Annotated in this window: 19 protein-coding genes and 1 pseudogene; 18 read left to right on the plus strand and 2 right to left on the minus strand. The window is 34.1% G+C overall.

All coding sequences use genetic code 11. The features are described from left to right. Positions 1-138 precede the first annotated feature (138 nt). Positions 139-273, minus strand: a complete 135-nt coding sequence (locus tag H3S74_RS12530) for a hypothetical protein (protein ID WP_255518841.1) — start codon at positions 271-273, stop codon at positions 139-141. A gap of 274 nt (positions 274-547) precedes the next feature. Next, complete coding sequence (locus H3S74_RS02705; protein ID WP_198221468.1) at positions 548-1,192, minus strand: LexA family transcriptional regulator; 645 nt, start codon at positions 1,190-1,192, stop codon at positions 548-550. Positions 1,193-1,304: 112 nt separating this feature from the next. On the opposite strand from H3S74_RS02705, the gene H3S74_RS02710 reads away from it, so the two are divergent. From H3S74_RS02710 to H3S74_RS02795, 18 genes and pseudogenes are all read left to right on the plus strand, one after another. Beyond that, positions 1,305-1,508, plus strand: coding sequence for a helix-turn-helix domain-containing protein (locus H3S74_RS02710; protein WP_086364626.1), 204 nt, complete (start codon positions 1,305-1,307; stop codon positions 1,506-1,508). A 13-nt stretch (positions 1,509-1,521) separates the two neighbouring features. After that, positions 1,522-1,743, plus strand: a complete 222-nt coding sequence (locus tag H3S74_RS02715) for a helix-turn-helix domain-containing protein (protein ID WP_198247156.1) — start codon at positions 1,522-1,524, stop codon at positions 1,741-1,743. After that, complete coding sequence (locus tag H3S74_RS02720) at positions 1,740-2,498, plus strand: hypothetical protein (protein ID WP_198199754.1); 759 nt, start codon at positions 1,740-1,742, stop codon at positions 2,496-2,498. Before H3S74_RS02715 ends, H3S74_RS02720 begins: the two co-directional genes overlap by 4 nt. Positions 2,499-2,500: 2 nt before the next feature. Beyond that, positions 2,501-3,148 (plus strand): hypothetical protein, encoded by a 648-nt coding sequence (locus tag H3S74_RS02725; protein WP_198247157.1) that lies wholly within the window; start codon positions 2,501-2,503, stop codon positions 3,146-3,148. A 279-nt stretch (positions 3,149-3,427) separates the two neighbouring features. Beyond that, positions 3,428-3,580 carry a hypothetical protein gene (locus H3S74_RS02730; protein WP_181414666.1) on the plus strand — a complete coding sequence of 51 codons (153 nt, stop codon included), beginning with the start codon at positions 3,428-3,430 and terminating at the stop codon, positions 3,578-3,580. Positions 3,581-3,874: 294 nt separating this feature from the next. After that, positions 3,875-4,228 carry an antiterminator Q family protein gene (locus tag H3S74_RS02735; RefSeq protein ID WP_086364630.1) on the plus strand — a complete coding sequence of 118 codons (354 nt, stop codon included), beginning with the start codon at positions 3,875-3,877 and terminating at the stop codon, positions 4,226-4,228. Between the two features lie 701 nt (positions 4,229-4,929). Continuing rightward, entirely contained in the window at positions 4,930-5,244 is a 315-nt protein-coding gene (locus tag H3S74_RS02740; protein WP_086364658.1) for a phage holin family protein, read from the plus strand. After that, positions 5,241-5,681 (plus strand): D-Ala-D-Ala carboxypeptidase family metallohydrolase, encoded by a 441-nt coding sequence (locus tag H3S74_RS02745; RefSeq protein ID WP_198247158.1) that lies wholly within the window; start codon positions 5,241-5,243, stop codon positions 5,679-5,681. The genes H3S74_RS02740 and H3S74_RS02745 overlap by 4 nt, the downstream gene beginning before the upstream one ends. Continuing rightward, entirely contained in the window at positions 5,681-6,049 is a 369-nt protein-coding gene (locus H3S74_RS02750; protein ID WP_198247159.1) for a hypothetical protein, read from the plus strand. The genes H3S74_RS02745 and H3S74_RS02750 overlap by 1 nt, the downstream gene beginning before the upstream one ends. Positions 6,050-6,472: 423 nt before the next feature. Then, positions 6,473-6,943: a phage tail tube protein gene (locus H3S74_RS02755; RefSeq protein ID WP_198247160.1), complete on the plus strand. Its 471-nt coding sequence runs from the start codon at positions 6,473-6,475 to the stop codon at positions 6,941-6,943. A 20-nt stretch (positions 6,944-6,963) separates the two neighbouring features. Then, a complete protein-coding gene (locus H3S74_RS02760) occupies positions 6,964-7,347 on the plus strand; it encodes a phage tail assembly chaperone (RefSeq protein ID WP_110433881.1) in 384 nt (127 codons plus the stop codon). 119 nt (positions 7,348-7,466) lie between these two features. Continuing rightward, a pseudogene (locus H3S74_RS12640) lies at positions 7,467-7,640 on the plus strand (DUF4035 domain-containing protein); the annotation flags it as partial. Position 7,641: 1 nt separating this feature from the next. Next, entirely contained in the window at positions 7,642-10,953 is a 3,312-nt protein-coding gene (locus H3S74_RS02770; RefSeq protein ID WP_198247161.1) for a tape measure protein, read from the plus strand. A gap of 54 nt (positions 10,954-11,007) precedes the next feature. Beyond that, entirely contained in the window at positions 11,008-11,337 is a 330-nt protein-coding gene (locus H3S74_RS02775) for a hypothetical protein (RefSeq protein ID WP_198221439.1), read from the plus strand. 193 nt (positions 11,338-11,530) lie between these two features. After that, a complete protein-coding gene (locus tag H3S74_RS02780; RefSeq protein ID WP_198199768.1) occupies positions 11,531-11,875 on the plus strand; it encodes a phage tail protein in 345 nt (114 codons plus the stop codon). Further along, positions 11,872-12,576, plus strand: coding sequence for a phage minor tail protein L (locus H3S74_RS02785; protein ID WP_198247162.1), 705 nt, complete (start codon positions 11,872-11,874; stop codon positions 12,574-12,576). Before H3S74_RS02780 ends, H3S74_RS02785 begins: the two co-directional genes overlap by 4 nt. A gap of 3 nt (positions 12,577-12,579) precedes the next feature. Next, positions 12,580-13,302, plus strand: coding sequence for a C40 family peptidase (locus tag H3S74_RS02790; RefSeq protein ID WP_198247298.1), 723 nt, complete (start codon positions 12,580-12,582; stop codon positions 13,300-13,302). Beyond that, positions 13,245-13,817: a tail assembly protein gene (locus H3S74_RS02795; protein WP_198247163.1), complete on the plus strand. Its 573-nt coding sequence runs from the start codon at positions 13,245-13,247 to the stop codon at positions 13,815-13,817. Before H3S74_RS02790 ends, H3S74_RS02795 begins: the two co-directional genes overlap by 58 nt. Positions 13,818-13,836 lie beyond the last annotated feature (19 nt).

The raw sequence follows: 13,836 nt of genomic DNA on the forward strand, positions 1-13,836 counted from the left end.
ATTCAAACTAATCGGTTATTTTTTGAACTTTAAGTGTTATACATGCTTAATTCTTAAATAAGATATCAAGAAATTTTAGGTATAAAAAAAGCCCCAAATAGGCCTTAAACTTATTTTTATTTTATTACGCAGATTTAACTATGGATAATGTAAATTCATATCCTTCATTATATGCATGAAAGCATCTTTATACCGAACATGATCTTCTTGGCTATACGGAATATTAGCTAAAACATAATAATTTTTTGCTTTAGGTATTCCATTTATTTGCATTGAAATATTCATTAAATATAGTTCAAGTTTTAGATAAAAAAGAAGACATCTCCAATAAAATATAGAATTAAAACTACATTAATTCACTTTTAATTCAAAGATATGTTTAGAATACTATTGTGAAAATTAAATGGTTACGTAAAAAATCACCGAGAAATTTAGTTAATAAATTATATTAGTTTTGTTTTTATGATTAGCTTTGGTGTATCAATTACTGTTGAGCTAATAATTTTCTAAGTTATTCTATTTTTAATTTCAGATAAATGCCTTTTTATTATCTTTTACGTCTAAATATTCTATGCTCCACCATGGTACCAATTATTCTTATCTGTTGTTTTAAAGTGCTCATAGTTGTGTAGTCTGGATTGAGTGGTATGAGTTCAAACTGCATTCTTTCATGCTCGTCATATCCTAATTCACGATACTTTTTAAAAGTTGCCTCTTCATCTCCATTTACAGCTACTACAAATTCACCTGGAAATGGTTTTATAGCTGGATCGATAATAACAACATCACCTTCTTTAAATTCTGGTTCCATTGAATCGCCTTTTATTTTTAGTGCAAATGCTTTATTTGATAATTCTAATGATGTCATAATATATTCAAATCCAGTTGAATCGCTAAGTTCACACGACTCTGTCCATACTCCAGCTTGCACGTAGCTTATTAATGGGACTTGATGGGCGTGAATTTCTATTTTTTCTACGTTTATTACATCTTTTTCTTTTCCACTTAATAACCATGCCATATCACATTTTAAAGCTACTGAAATTTCGTATAAGTGTCGAGGCTTTTTAACGCTACCACTTTCTATAGCTTGGTAGGATTGTTGTTTAATTCCTACTTGTTCTGCAACTTGTTCTTGAGTTAATCCCAATTCTTCGCGTCTAGCTCTAATTCTTTGACCTAGGTTATTCATTTTAAAAGTCTCCCTTTATGATTAATAAAATAATACAGATAAATCTGTAATTGACAAACAGAATAAACTGTTATTTAATACAGTTATAACTGTATTTTATGTTGAGGTTTAAATGACAATCGGAGAAAGAGTTAAGAAGAAAAGAATCGAACTTAATATTAGCCAAGCGTCATTGGCTGAATTAGTTGGAATGAAACAACAATCAATAAGTGATTTAGAGGCTGGTAATATTGAAAAACCAAGAAATATTGTCGAGATAGCAAATGCTTTGAATTGTTCTGTTGAATGGTTGTATTACGGCACTTCAAATATTTAAGGTAATGATAAAGATGCTAAACAATAAAAAAACACTAAGCCAATGCGAAAAAATATTGATCCATTTACAAACTGGAAAATCAATTAGTCCAGTCCAAGCATTAAATTTATATGGTTGTTTTAGATTAAGTGCTCGCATTTATGATCTAAAGAAACCTGGATTTGACATTGATAGTCGTTTAGTTCATGAGAATGGTGTTCAGTACGCTGAGTATTCGACGAGAGGTGTAAATTGAAAGCAACCGATTATCTTCTAACAATGGGTAACCCCATTGCCTACTATCCAAAGTTGGCTAAACCTTTGGGTGGGATTAGTTCAGCCATTCTTTTTTCACAACTATTTTATTGGCAGGACAAAGCGACTTCTGATTTAGGTGTATATAAGACGCGTGATGAATTAGAAGATGAAACAGGTCTAAGCCATAACGAACAAAGAACGGCAATTAAAAAGTTATGTGAAAGAGGTGTTTTAATTGTTACTGAAAAGCGCCTACAACATAAAACTTATTACAAAATTAATAATGAAAAAGTGAATAAAGTTTTAAGGAATTTCGCCAAATTTATGATTGAGTTACCACGAGATATAAACAGTACTCATCTCGAACTCGACATTGTAGATGCCGAGATGGCTACAAAATCAAGTTCGTTAGATCAAGAGATTACGACAAAGACTACTACAAAGATTACTACAGATATTATTGTGGCTAAGTCGCAAAAGCAAAAACGAGCATGTCAAATTCCTGATGATTTTGAACCAACAACTAATCATCAAGATATAGCAGTTAACGAAAATATCAATTTAGATAACGAATTTATAAAATTTAAAGACTATTGCTTGGCTAACGGGAAAAAATACATTGATTGGAACGCTGCATTTAATAACTGGTTACGTAATGCAGGTAAATATCAACGGGCTAGTCCAAACAACAAAGCTAATTTTATGACACTTGCCGAACGTAACCGGGCGGTTCTAGAGAGTATGAGGGGGTAATCATGGCAAAAATTACAGATGAGTTTTTAGCTGTTATTGGTGGATTGCTTGAGCTTTATGGACAACAAGCAAGCACTACCAAAGTTAATATTTACTGGTCAACAGTAGGGCAATATCCGATTGAATCATTGCGTAAAGCCGCTAATGTTTGGGTTCGTAAAAGTGAATTTATGCCAAAACCTGCTGATTTGATTAAATTAATGGGCGGAGCTGGTAATCATTTATCTCCAGATGAAGCCTGGTCAATAGCAATACTTGCAAGCGATGAAACTAACACTGTTGTATGGACAAACGAAATAGCCAAAGCATGGTCTCAGGCGGAAATTGTTTATTGTAATGGTGACAAAATCGGTGCTAGACGAACATTTATTGAGGCTTACGAGCGATTAGTAAATGAATCAATGATGTATTGCCGTCCTATAGAGTTCTTTGTATCTCTTGGTAATGATAAATCAAGGCGAGTTGACGCTATTAATCACGCTGTATTTACCGGTTTATTAACTAAAGAAAGGGCTAATTATTATCTGCCGAAACTAGAAAATACTATTTCCATGATCGAGTATAAATACGAACAAAGCGTATCTGATAAGAGCATGTCACACATCGCCAACATTAAACAAATGTTAAAAACAGGTTATGTCAGTATTTAATCAAGATTCACAGATGGCAAGACAAATGTTAATCAAATTATTAATTATTGTGAATAGTATTATTGGCCGATCAAAAGTAGGTGTTAGCTGTTTGCTTATATCGACATTGTTATTTATTAAAGATAAATCAAGGAATAAAAAAATTATCTCAAAACTGATTTGATCAGCTCAACCATTCAGAGAGAAAAGAGTATTAAGTTTGTTAATGATGGAGCGGTGATCATTAGTTTTTAACAAAAAAATAGTAAATGAATTATCAAGAGAAGAGGAAAAATAAAAATGAAACAATTGGAAAAAATAGATCATCTTATAGCTGAAATTGAGAATCAATTAGCACAATTATATGAACAACGTAGAGAAAAAATAAACAGATTTGATTTAAATAAGGTGAAAGATGCCGACAAGAAACAAATTAATTCCGACAGGATTTAGATGCCCAGAGTGTAAAGGGGATTGTTTTTATAACATGGATATAAATTTATTTGTTTGTGCAAGGAAGTTAACAACAGTAAATGGTGATATGGATGCTTCTTGCGGTAAATTTTACCTGAACAGAGAAAAATATAAATCATGAGCAAACTAATTAAATTAATAAAAAAACACGTTAAGTTAATTATGTAACTGAATTTATGAGGTTAACAAATACTAAAAATATTATGAGAGCTAGTTATATTTTAATTAAAAACAGTAGTATTGAAATTTATATAAGAGAATCAGAGGTGCGCAGTGAGAGAAACTAAAGATATTTTAATTGCATGGAAAAATACACGTATTTTAAAGCGAATAGGTACTGAATATCCGTCAAAATCATCAGGTTTTGCTGGTGCGTCCAACGATTTCGATTATCGTCAGTATTTAACCGAAGAAGAAGTAGAAGTTGTTGATAATGCGGTTTTAACACTTAGAGCTGATAATATAGAATATTGGGCAATATTGACGTCTTTTTATCTTCGCGGAATATCATGCAGCAAACAAGCAAAACTTTTAGGTAAGCAAACAACTGAAATTACAAAAATATTACTTGCTGCAGAATGTTTTATACGTGGTCATATTATCCAATTATTTTCAAAAACAGCATAATGTTTAACGTAGAGAAAAATATTTTAATTTTTAAACACCAAAGACTTGACTATTTAAACGTTTAAATGCATAATATGTAAATAATGCAGTTTAATGCGCATTAAACAAAAAGCCCAAATTAATATTTGGGCTTTTTTTATACTATATTATTCAACTTTTATATTGATTGATAGGTAATTGTTCTCAAAGAGTTATTCTATATATTAGTTAAATTACATCAAAATGTCTGTTTTTTCCCACCTGAATATCTAATTAATGATATTAAATCGTTATGAGTTTATTGCTTGAAAAGTTCGTAATAAAGCTTTTGAATAAACTATATACAAACACATGCAGTATTCATAAATAATGCAAATATGAAAAATACCGAAATCGCTAGTAGAATACATTCCGCGTATTGAAAAGCGAGATAATCTAGACCAAAAATTTGAATGCTTGCGAAACGCTGGGAAAAGAAACCTTTTAAAAGATAAAATTAATTTATATTTTAATTCTTTAAAATGTAATTTATTACTTTATAAACTATCTGAAAAGATAATTTTTTGATGAACCTTTTCAATAAATCAGCCGTTTAATTGCTTTTTTATCAAATCCTCAATTCTGCGGTTTCACAGTATCGACAACAAAGTTAATCACAATTACAACAAAAGATTACTTTTACGCTGTCATTTCAATTAATTGCCTCAAAATGGAGGCTTTCTATGAAGATTAAACATATGCAAAACAGTGATCCTACGAATTGGCTATATTGGCTAATGACATTAGGTATGGCTGCTCTAGGCTCTATTGCGAAAACTGCATTTGATATCATTAACGGTAAAGCAGTAGGGATAAAGATAGCTATATGCCAATTAATTGTTTCTATGTTTGCCGGCGCACTGACTATTTTATTATCAATAGCACTACAGTTTAGTGCTGAATTCACAGGATGTATGGCAGGCTCTGCGGGGTGGTTGGGTGCAGAGATGATCAAAGTCATTGCCGAACGAATGAAAAGGAGTGCTGGAGAACAATGAAACTAACAGAACATTTTACACTTGAAGAATTTACCCATTCAAACATTGCAAGCAGATTAAGAATAGATAATCGAGTGCCAGATGAGTTAATGGCAAATATTCAACTGACAGCTAACAAATTAGAGTTAGTTAGAAAAGTGTTAGGTTTTCCAATAATGATTACTTCTGGTTATCGTTGCCCGTTATTAAATGCCCGGGTGGGTGGCGTATCAACTAGCGCTCATACCAAAGGCTTGGCTGTTGATTTCCATTGTGCTTATGGCACACCTAAAGAAATTTGCCAGCGTTTAATTGATACCGGTGTTCAGTTTGATAAGTTAATCCAGGAACATAACCAATGGGTGCATATCGGTTTTAGCCTAAACTATAATCGACAAATTGTTTTAACAGCAATCAAAAATAGCGGTAAAACGGTTTACGTGAATGGGTTAGTCTAATGGATAAATTAAAACAAATTTATAAGCTATCCCCGATAGCATTATTGATTATCGTCATATTTAGCATTTATTTTGCTTATCAATGTTTTGAAGATGAACAAACTGCAAAACAGCAAATGACTGAATTATCATCTCAGATGCAACAATTGCAACAAAAAATTATTAAAAATAATCAGATTATTACTGACAACGAGTTATCAAAACATGAACTAGAAAATCAATCTATTTCACGTCAGGAGCAAATCAATGAACAACTCAAAGATAATGATTGTGCTAATCGGCTTATTCCTATGCCTATCTCTGGCAGCATGTACAACAGAGCGAAAAGTTTACGTGAGTCAGCCAATCCCAGCAAATCTACTCAGTGATTGCTTGCCCAAACTACCGCCTGAAAAAATGACATTCGGTGACAGTGTGAAATATAACGAACATCTCTTGAATGTTATTGAAAGATGCAATCAAGATAAAAGAGCAATAAAAAAAATAATTAGCGTAATCAATTAAATAGAGCTTAGTTTTTAACTTTCACTCTATACAAATAAACCATGTTTATATAATTTAAATGTTTGATTTTCATAATGATATTTATAGATTTTTAATCTATAGGAAAGACAGATACAATAATATACTAATAACAATTGAAACCTTTCAATGTTAAAAGTCACCCTAATTACGAATTAAATATATAGCTCTATAGAGCATCATAAGATGCTATACCTTTAATAATCAGTAAGTAAAAATTAACCTATTTGCCGCTTAATTGCGGTTTTTTTATTTTTGGAGAAACTAACATGACTGAAGTACAAAACTCACAAAGCGAATATACCAAAACTAGAGATATCGGTGTATTTATTAGTAAAGATCCTTCAACAAAATTCATCACTGATACCACCCCAAAATTAAGTTTGGAGTGTACGGTAACCGACTATTCCATGACATCACCAGAAGGTGAAGAGATTGATGTCTCAACACTTTCTTCTCGTACCAAAGAAACCATTAGTGGATTACCGGCTGAACCAACGGTATCAATGAACGTTAATTTTGTTATAGCAAATGATGGTCAAAAAGCTTTAAGAGAATCATATGAGTCAGGTAATAATTACGCATTTAAAATCCAACATGAGGATGGTAGTTCAGTTGACTGGATTGCGCGCGTTACCAATTTTGAGTTTAAAGGCGAAAAGAATGGCATTTTAACCGGTTCATTCGCATTCAAAGTAAAAGGCTCATTTGTGTTTAATGAACCGACTCCAGCTAATTAATCTGTGGAGAAAACATCATAATGAATTTAAAGAAAATTATCACAGCTAAAAATTCAGGCTTTCGCACTAAAGAGTTTCAGGTAGCAGAATGGAATACGACAATCTGTGTTCGAGAACCGTTACATATTGATTTTTATCGTTATGTAAAATCCATTGAAAAAACGTCAAAAGATGACTCATTAACTGAGCAAGAAAAAGACTTACTTAATATCAAAGCTGAAACTTTATTATTTGCTGCAACCGTAATTGATAAAAACGGTAACCTTATTTTCAATAGTAATGACAGTAAAGAAATGGAGGCGTTAGTAGAAAGTTATGGTCCTGTTCATACTCGAGTACTGAATAAAGCCCTCGAATTGATAGAGTTAAATAACGATCCTCTCAAAGAGGCTGAAAAAAAGTAGAAAATGAACCAGAGCTTTTCTTTAAATTAAAGCTAGCATTAAGGCTTGGTAAAACGCTAGCTGAACTTGAGCAATCACTTTCAGCTAGTGAATTTTACTACTGGGTCGCATTTGATAAATTAAATCCTATCAGTGACGAGCGAAATGACTGGCATGCAGCTCAAATTTCTTCATCTATATATCGCTCACAAGGTGGAAAAGTCTCTTTTGACGACTGTTTAATTAAATTTAGAGAAGAGAAAAAGCAACCAGTCACTTTATTCGATGCATTATCTAACTTAATTGGAAAATAATATGGCTATACCGCGAGAATTGGTGATACGACTCAGTGCAAATTCAGAATCGTATCAACGAGAAATTAAAAGAGCAACCCGTCTTGGTAATGATTATTACAAAACAATGGAGAAATATTCACGGCGTTTTGATCAACACATTGCTAACAATAACAAATCAATTCAAGCAATCAATCAGCATTTAAGTAAGTTAAAATTTTCAGCCTCCGAGATGACCAAAACACTTGGAATTGATTTTTCAATTACTGGTATTTTGAAAATGGCCGATGACTATGGGCAAATGGCCAATCGCGTCAAAATGGCAATAAGTTCAGTTGGCGGATCTGCTGATGATTATCAATTAGTTCAAGATAGGTTACTTGCAATAAGTAACAGAAATGGTAAAGCGATTTCAGATTCCCAAAAGTTATATATTGCGACTGCTTCATCAATGTCTGATTTAGGTTACAGTACTAATGAAACGGTCGATTTTATCGAGGCGATGTCAAACAGTTATAAAATAAATGCGACATCAGCAACTGAGGTATCGACAAGTATAAATGCAATCAATGAATCACTGCTTACGGGTAAAGTAAGCAGTGGTGATTTTAAAAAAATATTGTCATCAACATCAAATGTTGTTACTGCATTATCTGACTCCATGGGCGAATCTGAAGCTACCATTATCCAACTCGGTATGTCTGGTGAAATTTCAATGCGTCAATTTTCTGATGCGATGATTAAGGCCAAGGATGAAACGGGTAAAATGGCAGATGCCATGGGTGATACTCTTCAAGGTGGCTTTAATGCAATATCTAATGATTTTGGAGAATTAGTTAACGAATTAAATAATAGTCTTGGATTAACTAATAATATATCGAAAGCTTTAAAAATTTTAGCTGATAATATTGGATTAGTTTCGGTAGCTGGAGCGGCAGTTGTATCGGCCAAATTTAGCAATTATCTAAATGGCGTATACTCGTCAGTAAAAACTCTTTCAGTTGAAATAGTAGATCACATTAATAAAACTAGAAATCTTGCATTAGCTCAAAAACATCTTGCTGAGTCCGAACTGCAAAAAATAGCAGTTGAAAAACAATCTATTGCAAGCACAAAACAGGCGACAATCGCTAGATTGCAAAACATTTCCGGTATTAGTTCTAGCATGCATGTACGTAGAGCTGTTTTAGCACTTGAAGCTCAAGAAATTGCTCTAACTGAAAGGGAAACACAGGCTAAAAATGGACTTAGGGCAGCAAATGAGAGACTTAAGTTATCAAGTAGCGCAATGACTATTTTAACTCGTGCTGGTAGTACCTTGTTAGGAGTACTTGGTGGTCCATTAGGACTAGCGATGACAGCCATAGCTGTTGGGACGGCTTTTTTCTCAATGAGAGATGGCGCGGATAGTGCTAAAAAACCAATCGAAGATCTGCAATTACCTGTTGATCAATTGATTGCAAAATACAAGGAACTTGATAAAGCAAGTCAAGCCGTGTATAAAAATGACACCAATTCAAACGTTAAAGATAAAGAAAAAGAAGTTGATGAAAATATCTCTGTTCTTAAAGAAGATTTGACAAAAGCATTATCTAAATTTGAGCCAACTGGACATGATTACCCTAAGGTTCAAAGTGTATTACCTTCTGAAAACGCAGAAGCAATTGATGCATATATAGAAAAAATAACAACTTTGTATGACCAAGTTAAAAATGGAACATTGCTAGATCATGGTTTTGGTGAAGAGTTATATGAAGCTAACAATCAATTAAATGTAGCGACACTTAATAATGAACAGTTTGGATCATCATTAGTCCAATTGACAAGTAAATTACTAAACAATGTAAATGTATTAGCTCAGGAAAAAGAAAAGCTAGACGCTATGAATAAAGCGTCAGAAGCTGCTAATAATGGTGTAAAACAGCTTGACCTAGTTGATTTTCCTAACCTTGATAGCCAACTAGCTATATTAAACCAGGAACTTAATGAAAACCAAAAGAAAACAAAATTATCTGCGGAACAGGCTTATATATTAGCGGGTTTACAAAAAGCAGCAGGTAATGCAGCACTGGCACATTCAGAAGACCTTATTGCTTTAGTGACCAATCAGAAACTATCAGCAGAAATGTCAACTGAATTAGCCGGAAAGTTGAACGCGTATATGGAGAAGTTACGCGAAAGTTATAAAAAACAGGGAAAATTAAACTACAATAGTGTTGGTGAAAATCCAACCAATCTTTATCAATCCCAACTAGATAAACTTAACGGTCAAATCAATGCCTACACTGATATCACAGAACTGCAAAAACTCAGACGCCAGTTAGCAGAGGGCGAATTAAGTAAATTATCTGAAATTCAGAAAAAGACGCTTGAAACTAAAGCTGTTGAACTTGATCAACTTAATGCCCAAAAAGAATACAAATCTATTCTTGATTCAATGCGTAGTCCTACCGAACAACAATTTGATAGTTACAAACAAAATCTGTCAGTTCTTGAAAAAAGTAACGTTTCCTTGAAAGAACGTGAAGAGTTGCTTAAAAAAATGAATCAAAAAATGATCCAATCAGCGCCTACGTTAAGTATTCAAAATTCTTATAATGGACCTGGTAGTGAACTAATCAAAGTTGCTGAAGATGAAAAAAATTTAAAAGATTGGAAGGAACAGCAGATTGCAATTCAAACTGATTTGTTAAATGCAAAATTAATAAATCACCAAGAATATGCAGATGCTGTTGTGAGTATCGAGGAAACTATGCAGAATAAGCAACAAGAGTTGCAATCGGCATATACAATGGCAGCGTTAGGTACATTTTCATCATTAACTGGGTCAATTGCTGAAATGTTTAAACAAACAGCTGGCGAATCATCAGCAGCATATAAAGTGATGTTTTTAGCTAGTAAGGCTTCTGCTATTGCTCAAGCAATTATTAGTACAGAAGTTGCTGCAGCAAAAGCGCTTGAACTTGGCCCTATTTTTGGTATTCCAGCAGTTTCTCTTGTTAGAGGATTAGGTTATGCATCTGTTGGGCTAATTGCTGCTCAAACTATTTCAGGTATGGCGCATAGTGGTATTGATAATATTCCAAGTGAAGGTACTTGGTTATTAGACAAAGGAGAGAGAGTAGTTGATGCGCGCACAAATGCTGATTTAAAAAATTTCCTTGATACATCTAAATCATCTGGCGGCAGTATTACTGTAAATGTACCAGTCAATGTTGGCGGAGGTGATATTAGCGAGGAGGACGGCAAAGAAATCGGTATACTGATAAAACAATCTGTGTTATCAATACTAGATGAGCAAACTCGACCAGGCGGTAAATTAAATCGTCGTTGATTTAAGAACTAAAATTTCATACCATTTATTAAATTTATTAAATAAGGAAATGGAATGAAAAAGATAATTTATATTGGGTTGATTGGGTTATTTTTGACTGGTTGTGGTAAAAAAACTTGTCCACGTGTAGTAGACGCTTTGAATCAAGCTCAATATATAGTCAAATCAAGATTAAAATCACCTTCTACAGCAAATTTTCCATATCCAGCAGATAGAGATTTAATTGGAGTCGGCGAGCTGGAAGGGGTATGCCATTATTATATTGGTGGAGACGTTGATGCTCAAAATAGCTTTGGTGGGATTGTTAGAAATCATTATTCAATGAACCTTATGTACAATATATCTACTGAAAGATGGGGTTACGAAAATTTAGAAATAAAATAAGATTAAAAGATTATTTATTTTACTGATTTTGATCTTGAGTGCGACTAATAAAATGCTTTCGTGAGGGAGTGCGTCCGCTGTCTCGTTGCCGTTTTGAGCTCCTGATCGCCCCACTTAAAATAGGCATGAACTATCGTTTACTGCCACATTGGTAACTAAAATTCGCACAAACCGCCCTAGTGGCGGTTTTTTTATGTCTGGAGAAAATATGGAAACATTTAATTGGGAAGTTGCACCGAGTATGAGCGTAATAGCAGAGCCAAAAGTTAAAATAATCAAATTTGGCGATGGTTATGAGCAACGTATAAAAGATGGAATCAATAATGATTTGCGCACATACAGTGTAACGTTAAATGTGCATCGAGATGATGCACCAGTAATAGATGCATTCCTAACTCGTCAAGGTGGTGTACATGCGTTTAAATGGAGAGAACCAAACACCAATCGATTAATCACAGTTAAATGTCCTAGTTGGTCAACAAACGTTAAAAACACTTCAGTATCAATTACCACAACATTTGAGGAGGTTATCGTATGATACCGCAAAAAATGTTGCTGGATATCGCAAAAATAGAGCAAGATGCTATTGTTGATTTGTATGAAGTTGATCTAACTAAAATCATAGGTAACAAAACAATATTTCGATTTCATAATGGCTTAAATGAACTTCGCCGACCGATAACGTGGCAAGGTAATATCTATGAGCCATACCCCATAAAAGTTGAGGGTTTTGAAAAGAATGGACAAGGCGTAAGCAACCGTCCAACCATGAGTGTTAGTAATGCGATGGGCTTTATCACTGGTCTAATTGTTGATTTTGACGGTTTACTAGGCGCAGTTGTTACTCGTCATGAAGTGCCTATCAAATATCTAGATGCGGTGAATTTTGAGAGCGGTAATCAATATGCCGATCCGTTTTGTGAAATTATTTCAAATTATGTGATTGAGCAGGTAAAACAACAAAACTCAATGGTTGTTACATTTGAATTAGCATTGCCATGCGAGTCTGACGGTGCATTAATTCCTGCCCGTGTAATTATTGCTAACACTTGTAGTTGGATATATCGCTCGTCGGAATGTAGTTATACTGGCGGTGCAGTAGCTGATGAATTCGACAAACCAACAAATGACATCACTAAAGATAAATGTAGTCGATGCTTGACTGGATGTAAACTTCGCTTTGGTCAACACGCTGTCCTTCCTTTTGGTGGTTTCCCAACTGCAGCTAAACTCTCTTAATTAATTATGAAAACACAAATATTTAATCATGCTAAACAATGCGGTGAGGCTGAGTGTTGCGGTTTTGTTATTGATAACAAAATCTACATGCCATGCAATAACATTTCACCTACACCAACCGAAACGTTCGAAATTTCACCTGAGGATTGGATAAAAGCCGAAGAAAAGGGAGAGATTACAGCAGTTGTACACTCTCACCCTTACGGTGAACGCATACTCAGCACGGCAGATCAACTTTTTCAGCAAAAAACAGCCGTCGATTGGTGGCTCGTTTGTGATAACCAAATTCATAAATTTAGATATATAAAGCCGTTACTTGGTCGTGAATTTGAACATGGTAAAAATGACTGCCTAACAATAGTTAGAGATGCCTACATGCTGACTGGAATTGATTTACCAGATTACGAACGTCAAGACGACTGGTGGCATAACGGACAAAACCTATATTTAGATTTACTGCCTAAAAATGGATTTGAGCAAGTAGAGGCAGAAAACCTTCACGAAGGTGATGTAATCATTGTTTGTCTCGGTTCATCAACACCCAATCATGCCGCAATCTATATCGGCAATCAACAAATATTACATCACTGTCCAAATCGACTATCTAAGCGAGATGCATACGGCGGTTTTTGGATAGATTACACGCATTCAATTTGGAGACATAAAAAATGGCAAAAATTAGGCTATACGGCGATCTTAAACAATATGGCTACAAGTTCGATATGAATATCGAAACAGCAGCAGAAGGATTAAACGGTCTTTATTGTCAAATAGATGGGTTACGCCAAAAAATCATGGATGGTTGGTTTCGAGTTCGCATTAATGGTGTTGATATGACTGATGATAATTTGCAGTTTGGGTTGCATAGTCGATTGCCTGAAAATGCCGTTATTCATATCGTCCCAAAGGTTGCAGGTGCAAAAGGCGGTATGTTTAGTTTTATAGCTGGTGCTGCGTTAGCTGTTGCTGGAGTGATAGTTGGGGTGACTACTGGAATTGGGTTTGCATTAGTTGCTGCTGGAGCAGGGATGATGCTAGGTGGTGTTGCAGGATTATTAACAAAAACACCAAAAACTGAAATTAAATCAGGCGAAAGCAATAGAAATACATATTTTTCAAATCTCGATAACACAATAGCACAAGGCGCTCCTGTACCGATGATTTACGGACGAATAAAAATTGGATCTAAAGTGTTATCTCAAGGTTTAGAAGTTCTTGAAGAAACTACATCTGCTACATAGTAAGAAGTGTAGATTGGTA

The sequence above is a fragment of the Gilliamella sp. W8126 genome (assembly GCF_016102185.1).
Lineage (GTDB): Bacteria > Pseudomonadota > Gammaproteobacteria > Enterobacterales > Orbaceae > Gilliamella > Gilliamella apis_A.